The following is a 7,170-nucleotide window of genomic DNA, read 5'->3' as shown; positions in this document are numbered from 1 at the left end:
AACGCTTGAATTTGGACATAGAAAAAAGCTCCTTTCAAAAGTAAACAGTTTTTCTTATTTCAACTGTCTACTTTTTGGGGAGCATATCAAAGTGCGTTAAAAACGCACTTTTTCCCGTAGGAGTCAACGAAACGTGACGCTCTTTAGGAAATACCGTGAAGGAAATCCAGACATGCAGACGGTTTAGAGCGCAATCTGTCTTGAATCGCTTTAGAACCGCGAAAAGCGAATGGATCGCACCTAGATGTCGCATGTTCACTCTTCATAAGCGTTTGTATACATGCTGGAGCCGTGTTTCAATTAAGAAACACGGCTCCAGTTGATTCACTTATGCGTAAATTTCAATCAATGACTCTAATTTTTCAACAACTTCTTCTGCAGTAAACGATTCGATGTCGAAACGTTCAACCATCGAAAGAATGTTGCCATCTTGCATCAAAGCGAATGATGGTGATGAAGGTGGATACCCTTCAAAGTACTCGCGTGCCCGGTCCGTTGCTTCACGGTCTTGTCCCGCAAACACCGTTACGAAATGATCTGGCTTCACGCCTTCCATTCGATTGACGTAAGCAGCTGCCGGGCGAGCAATCCCACCTGCACATCCACATACTGAGTTGACAAGGACAAGTGTCAATCCTTCACGCTTCATCGCGTCATCGACGCTTTCAGCTGTCGTTAATTCTTCAAAACCAGCAGCTGCCGCTTCTTTACGTGCTGTCTGGACGACGTCTTCAAAATACATTTGGAAATCCATCGGTCTAATTCCTCCCTTATTCGTTCTCTTCCTTATTGTACGAGTTTAGATGAAATCTGTCCAAGTCTGCCGCTTAATTCTTGCGCCAAATATGGTTTCGCATGTAGTAGATCACGGAAGGCGACGTAACGGTCAATTTTTTCTTCCGACGGCTGACGGTCATTTTTATACGCACGAATCAAGACATTTTTTGGTGTATGCTCTAAATCAATGAATTCAAGCAATTGTGTCTCGTAACCGACGAGCGTCAAGATTTCGGCACGGATCGAATCCGTCGCAAGCGAAGCGAACTTCTCTTGAATCAGCCCGTGTTGCAACATGACGTCGAGTGGTGAACAGTCGAGTTGACGATTGAGTTCTTTTTGACAACACGGGACACTTAAGATGACAGACGCATTCCAATCAACGGCGCGGGCAAGTGCAACATCCGTTGCGACGTCACAGGCATGAAGCGTCACCATTAAGTCAACCTCTGTATCTTCGTTATAATCATGGACGTCCCCGACACGAAACTCGAGATTCGTATAGTCGAGATCGCGCGCAATCGCTGTACATTCTTCGATGACTTCTTTTTTGAGATCAAGTCCGGTCACTTTCAAGTCGAAGCCTTTGACGACACTTAAATAATGATACAAGGCAAACGTCAAGTACGATTTTCCACAACCGAAATCAAGAATCCGTAACGTTCGGTCTGTCGGTAACGCGGAAATACTATCTTCGACGAACTCCAGGAACCGATTGATTTGTTTAAATTTATCGTACTTTTGCCGTTTGACTTGTCCGTCTTCCGTCATGACACCGAGTCGGACTAAAAACGGAACGACGACACCATCTTCAAGGAGATGACTTTTTTTACGGTTATGCGACAGTTCTGCTTGCAGGGGTGATTGTTGCGTTGTTTTTAACGATACTTTCATTTTTTTGGATAACTGGAACTGTACTTCTTCCGTCTCGAAACGGAATAAAAATTGACGGAATTCCTCCATCAATCCGTCGAGTCGTTCTAAAAATTCATCAACCGACAAATTTTCGTGTTTAATTATCCGTTCATATTGAAACTCTAACTGGATTGCATACGTATCTTTCAATAGAATCGGTTTTAGTTTGATTCTTCGAAGATCATTCGACTTTTGGCGCGGACCACTAATCGTTGCATGCACGAGAGCAGCAGCCTCGAGCTTTTGAGTGAGTAATTCTTTTACTTGGTGTAATTCCACTGTAGTCCCGTCCTTTTCTGATTGTTCTTTCGAAACTGTAGCAAATTCCACCCTATTCGACAAGTAAGGTAGCTTCATCATTAAAGGAGGAACGAACGATGTTCAAAAAACTTTTATCACAAATCGGAATCGGTGCCGCCACAGTCGATACACGACTCGACAGCGAACGCTGTGAGCCAGGCGGACAGATTCACGGAACCGTCCATATTAAAGGCGGCAATGTCGACCAAGAAATCGATCGGATTTATTTAGCGTTTAATACACAATATAAAGAAGAAGTCAGGGACAGCACGACATTTACGACGTTCACACTCGATCGTTTTTCGCTAAACGAAGCCGCCTTTACGATTGAAGCAGGTGTCGAACGCGAAATTCCGTTTACGCTTCAAGTACCATTCAATACGCCGCTCTCGGTCAGTCAATCGAAGTCATGGATTGAAACGGGTCTCGATATCGCCCAGGCGGTCGATCCGTCAGACCGGGACGCCATCATCGTCCAAGCCAATGACCTCCAATCCGTTATCTTAGAAGCGATGGAAGAACTTGGCTTCCGACTCAAGAAAGCGGACACGGAAAAACTTCCCGGGCGTTACCGGAAGGATTTACCGATCGCCCAGGAACTCGAGTATTCGGCACGCAATACGTACTTCGCCCATAAACTCGATGAAGTCGAACTCATCATGCTCCAAGACCGTACCGGCATCGACATCGTCTTGCAAATCGACCGTCGTGCCCACGACTTAGGTTCGCTCTTCAGTGAGATGGCGGGTGCGGATGAGACGATGACGAAGCTATCCTTATCGAACCACGATTTGATGGACCGAAACGCCGTCAAACAACAATTAAACGATTTGATTGAACGGTACAGCTGATTTCCTTACCAGAATTTTCATCATGCCTGTAATCCACCAACAAAAAAACCTGAGCGATTGCCATGACTTTCTTTACGAAAGCTGAAAATTGCTCAGGTTTTGTGCAGTCTGCCGTCTGATCGCGCTGATCAACAGCGGCTAAAGCTGTACTTATCGTTTCGTTACTTTTGGTTGACGCGTAACTTGTGTAAAGAGACGTTCAAACGTTTCTTCCGTCCAGCCCATTTCCCAAAACATCAATTCGTAATAACAGCTTCTGACGAAATGGTGTTTCATCCGTTCCCGTTCTGCTTCAGTCGCTTGCGCCGCCAAAGCATCCAGCCGGTCGACCTGTTCAAAGACGACCCGTTCGAACCATTCCGAGCTATATGTTGCAATCCACTGTTGATAAATCGGTGACGCCGGTGACTTCGTCAACAGTTGTTGTCCGACTTCATAATAAAGCCAGTAACACGGTAAAATCGCTGCAATCGTTTCCCCGAGTGTCCCCTCACTCGCATGATGCATATGTGAGACATAGGCATACGCAGTCGGTGCCGGTTCGAACGCTGCTAAATCCGCTTCCGTAATAGCGAGCGGTTCAAAAAACGATTGATGGAGTGATAGCTCAGCCGCATAGGTCGATGTCGCATGTTCCGCGAGTTCCGCGATCGTCGCAAAATCCGTTGCCTTTGAGGCGGCCCGGGCTTGAATTTTTGCGAAATGTTTTAAGTAATACGCATCCTGCATGACATAATGTCGAAATTTTTCGAGCGGTAACGTCCCGTCACCAATGCCTGTGACGAATGGATGGGAAAAACTGCTGTCCCAATATGTTTTTGCGGCTTGCCGAATTTCTTGACTGAATTTCAACCTAATTCCCCCTTTTGTTGAATCAAAAAACGCCACACCCTACGAACAGGGCATGACGTGAAGAGACAACAAGAGAGATATTCACGCCACTTCCCTCCGTAAGTCCAAACTTAATCAGGTTCAAAGGGTCCGAACGTCTTCGTCGTCTCAGTCGGCCTACCGACTCCCCTAGTGGTCATTATTTAATTCCTCTTCACTATATCATTTTTTCAGTCACATGATCAGGATTTTAAATGAAATGTAGTATAGGATTAGGGACACGAGGTGGGCGGTTCATTCCGCCTCAAGACCGATTCCGTTCTGGAAGACGTCACTTACAATGAAATTAGCACCTGATACTACCTACTATACTCGGAGGATTTATACTATGAATAAAGCAACAAAAATCATGACCACGACGCTTTTAGCGACAAGTTTACTTCTACCGACTGCTGCTTCAGCAGAGCAAGTCGTCGATAAAACAATCATCACGCTTGGTGAATCGCTCGGGGCAAAGGATAAAGCCTGGGTACTCGCCCGATTGAATGCGCCGGAAGGCATTACGCCCGTCATCGCCACGGCAGCGGATGAAGAAAAATATTTAGGGAAAAACGTTCCCCAATCGCAACTCGGCGGCAATATGTACTCTTCCGCAAAAATCGAACTCGCTGAAAAAGGCGACGGTTTATCTGTCGCGACCGAAAACATTACCTGGGTAACAAAAGACATGTACTTGAACGCGCTCGTCACTGCAGGCGTAACGGACGCCGACATCACAATCACTTCCCCTTATAAAGTCACCGGGACCTCTGCTTTGACGGGGATCATGAAAGCATACGATCAAACGTCGGCTGAGACCGGCATTAAATTGACGGATGAACGAAAAGATTTAGCCCAACAAGAGTTATCGGTCACTTCCGATGTCGGAAAAACGGTCGGGACGGACAAAGTCGCCGAACTGATGAATGAAATCAAAGCAGAGATCGCCAAACAAAAGCCGGAAACCAAAGTCGATATCGAGAATGTCATCATCCAAGTCATTCAAAATAACAACATCCAGTTGTCGGACGCCCAAATGGAGCGGTTGACGTCATTGTTCAGTCAAATGGAGAAAGCTGACTTGAACTGGGGACAAATCGAGACCGGATTAAAGGGTGCCGGGCAAGATATCCACGCGTTCGCGACCTCCGAAGAAACGAAAGGATTTTTTGCAAAACTGTTTGACGGCTTAAGTAAGTTCTTTAACTCGATTTCCGGACTGTTCAAGTAACTGAAAACGATTTCATTTTCAGTTCAAAACATGGTAAACTAACTTTATCGAAACGAAAAGGTGGTGTAAAAGATGGGTTTTGCTGCGTGTAAGCAATGGTTGATGGAACAACTTTATCTGTTGCGCGCGATTTTTCATGAAATGGCGTTCTAAAGGACGAGTCTGCCCTTTTCTTAGGAACATCCATCTGAAAAATAAAGCAAAGCGCACCTTTTACGGTAAACGGAGAGCGCTATTTGCGTTCTCCGTTTTTTGATGCGCATGAAAGGAAGTTACTGATCATGATTTGCGACATCCAACACCTGACAAAACAATTTGGGGGAGCATCCGTCTTAACCGATGTCTCGCTCTATCTTAAACAAGCTGACCGCATCGGATTGATCGGTCGAAACGGAACCGGAAAAACCACGTTACTGCGTTTAATCGCGCAACTCGAAACAGCGGACAGCGGAACCCTTTATCTCAAAAAAGGACTTTCCATCGGTTATTTGGCTCAAATTCCACAGTTCGCAGAAGAATTGACGGGCCTTGATGTTCTCTGGACCGCATTTGCCCAAATCGTCGCCTTACGGACGACGATGCATCAGCTTGAACAACAAATGGCAAGTGCTGACCACCTGGACGATGTGCTAAATGAGTATACGCGTGTGACCGAACAATTCGAACAACAGGACGGTTACCTGCTCGACTCGAAAATCCAGCGCATGATTAACGGACTCCACCTCGATGCCTTGCTGACACGTCCCTTTTCTCAATTAAGTGGTGGCGAACAAACGAAAATCTGCCTCGGCCGGATGCTGCTGGTGGAACCAGACTTGTTGATTCTCGACGAACCGACGAATCACCTCGATCTCGCAGCAATCGAATGGCTCGAACAATTTTTAAACAGTTATCCGGGCGCTGTCATCATCGTCTCGCATGATCGCGTGTTTCTTGACGCAAGTGTCAACTTGATCGCTGAACTTGAAGATGGTGAACTGACAATCTACCCAGGAAATTATTCGGCGTACACGGTCGCGAAAGAACGCCTGCTCCTCGAACAATTCCACGCCTACACGGAACAACAAAAGAAAATCAAACAGATGAAGGATGCGATTCGGCGCTTGCGCCAGTGGGCAAATGAATCCTCTCCGCCAAGCGAAAAACTGTTCCGAAAAGCAAAAGCCATGGAACGGGCACTCGAACGGATTGAGCGACTCAAACGGCCACTCCTGGAAAAAGCGGTGCCTGACATCCGCTTTTCGTCGCAAGGGCAACTCAGTCAAATCGTTTACCGTCTTGAGGATGTCACGCTTTCCGTCGCCGGCCGGAAGTTGTTCGCGTCGCTCGATTTCGAAGCCGCGGCACGTGACCGGATTGGAATCGTCGGTGCGAACGGAAGTGGGAAAACGACGTTATTACGTGTCTTACTTGGACAACTCCAGCCGACGAACGGACGTGTCACGCGTGGTCCGTCAAATCAGGTCGGATTTTTATCGCAACACGTCGATATGCCGGGTGAAGAGCGACTGATCGATTACTTCCGCTCACACGTTTCGGCGGACGAAGGAACAGCTCGCTCCCTGTTGGCCCGTTTCCTCTTTTTCGGTCCACGTGTCTTCTTACCGATTACTGCGTTAAGCGGCGGGGAAAAGATGCGCTTGATGCTCGCGATTCTTGTCCATTCGCCGCTTAATGTCCTGATTCTTGACGAACCGACGAATCACCTCGACATTGAATCCCGCGAGGCGCTTGAAGAAGCACTCGAGCACTTTGACGGAACGCTGATTGCCGTATCGCACGACCGTTATTTCTTGAACCGACTCTTCTCGAAAACCTATTGGCTAGATGACACGACAGAAATCTTTCACGGTTCTTACCAATATGCTGCCGAAAAACGACATGCCCGGTCAATCGTCGAATCAGCGGCACCCACGCCCCGCGCTACCCGGACGCCGGTAGCCGGGAAACATCCGGCTTTAAATGCAGGCGAACTCGAACAGCAGATTCAACAGCTAGAGGATGAGGTGGCTTTACTCGATACATCACTCGCGGCGACACATGATTATGAAGTCCTCACGACATTATTCTCAGAACGAGAACAGCTCGTTAGTCAAATTGATGACTTCTATGAAAAATTGTTGGCAGTCGATCACTAATCAAAAAACGCATCATTTCACCACCGCTGCTTCATTAAGTGCGGTGGTTTTTTAAATTAAAAATGCTTTGATGACGATCTGTTTTTCT

General features: G+C 46.8%; 6 protein-coding genes and 1 riboswitch. Of the genes, 3 read left to right on the top strand and 3 right to left on the bottom strand.

Annotated features, from left to right (window positions below):
- Positions 1–328 precede the first annotated feature (328 nt).
- Both KNP96_RS08385 and KNP96_RS08380 read right to left on the bottom strand, forming a co-directional pair.
- The gene (locus KNP96_RS08385; RefSeq protein WP_029333102.1) at positions 329–754 is read right to left on the bottom strand and encodes a BrxA/BrxB family bacilliredoxin; all 426 of its coding nucleotides are present in this window, start codon (positions 752–754) and stop codon (positions 329–331) included.
- Between the two features lie 32 nt (positions 755–786).
- On the bottom strand, positions 787–1,971 hold the full coding sequence (locus tag KNP96_RS08380) for a class I SAM-dependent methyltransferase (RefSeq protein ID WP_088836639.1): 1,185 nt from the start codon (positions 1,969–1,971) through the stop codon (positions 787–789).
- 98 nt (positions 1,972–2,069) lie between these two features.
- On the opposite strand from KNP96_RS08380, the gene KNP96_RS08375 reads away from it, so the two are divergent.
- Complete coding sequence (locus tag KNP96_RS08375; RefSeq protein ID WP_088836638.1) at positions 2,070–2,843, top strand: sporulation protein; 774 nt, start codon at positions 2,070–2,072, stop codon at positions 2,841–2,843.
- Between the two features lie 150 nt (positions 2,844–2,993).
- Here KNP96_RS08375 and tenA read toward each other — a convergent pair whose 3' ends face one another.
- Positions 2,994–3,695 carry a thiaminase II gene (gene tenA, locus KNP96_RS08370; RefSeq protein WP_088836637.1) on the bottom strand — a complete coding sequence of 234 codons (702 nt, stop codon included), beginning with the start codon at positions 3,693–3,695 and terminating at the stop codon, positions 2,994–2,996.
- Positions 3,696–3,769: 74 nt separating this feature from the next.
- Positions 3,770–3,875: riboswitch (TPP riboswitch) on the bottom strand.
- 187 nt (positions 3,876–4,062) lie between these two features.
- Here tenA and KNP96_RS08365 point away from each other — a divergent pair.
- Complete coding sequence (locus KNP96_RS08365; protein ID WP_088836636.1) at positions 4,063–4,944, top strand: DUF1002 domain-containing protein; 882 nt, start codon at positions 4,063–4,065, stop codon at positions 4,942–4,944.
- A 281-nt stretch (positions 4,945–5,225) separates the two neighbouring features.
- A complete protein-coding gene (gene abc-f, locus KNP96_RS08360; RefSeq protein ID WP_239456857.1) occupies positions 5,226–7,082 on the top strand; it encodes a ribosomal protection-like ABC-F family protein in 1,857 nt (618 codons plus the stop codon).
- Positions 7,083–7,170: the final 88 nt, after the last annotated feature.

The sequence above is a fragment of the Exiguobacterium sp. s133 genome (assembly GCF_018618595.1).
GTDB classification, from domain to species: Bacteria; Bacillota; Bacilli; order Exiguobacteriales; family Exiguobacteriaceae; genus Exiguobacterium_A; species Exiguobacterium_A oxidotolerans.
Note: the sequence above shows the minus strand (reverse complement) of the source record. Positions and strands in the feature narration are given on the sequence as shown.